Origin of the sequence: Erythrobacter sp. CCH5-A1 (assembly GCF_001557115.1) — a bacterium.
Lineage (GTDB): Bacteria > Pseudomonadota > Alphaproteobacteria > Sphingomonadales > Sphingomonadaceae > Erythrobacter.
Genome location: NZ_LSKQ01000026.1, coordinates 1 through 458, shown reverse-complemented (window position 1 = coordinate 458; position 458 = coordinate 1). Strand labels below are relative to the sequence as shown.

Annotated in this window: 1 pseudogene; it reads right to left on the bottom strand. The window is 62.2% G+C overall.

The window, feature by feature from the left end:
* Positions 1–352, bottom strand: a pseudogene (locus AX708_RS01580) (IS110 family transposase); the annotation flags it as partial.
* Positions 353–458: the final 106 nt, after the last annotated feature.

The following is a 458-nucleotide window of genomic DNA, read 5'->3' as shown; positions in this document are numbered from 1 at the left end:
TCAGCTCGCCAGCCCGCAAAAGCTTGGCGAGACCTACCGCATCGCGCCGGTTGGTCTTGACCCGGTCGCCAGGTCTCCTCGGAATCAGCGAGGGCGCAACGACGTCGCACGGATACCCCATGCCGGTGATGAGGCGGTAGAGACCATAACCGGTGGGTCCGGCTTCATAGCAGAAATGCGCTCGCCCGTACTTACCGACAATCCGCTGCACGACCCGCCGCATCGCATCGGACGCGGCGTCCACTTCACCGAAGTACCTGACCTCACCGCCACGCTCGCCCTCGGCGATCGCGATAGCGTTGCGCGACTTTGCCACGTCGATCCCGACGAAAACATCTGTATGCTGTTTCATGGCTCGTCCTCCTGTGATGAGGATCGGCTCGGTCACCCCGAGCAACCCTCGGAAACACAGTGTAGGGCGAGCCACCTCAAACACCGAGGCGGACATACGGTCTTAC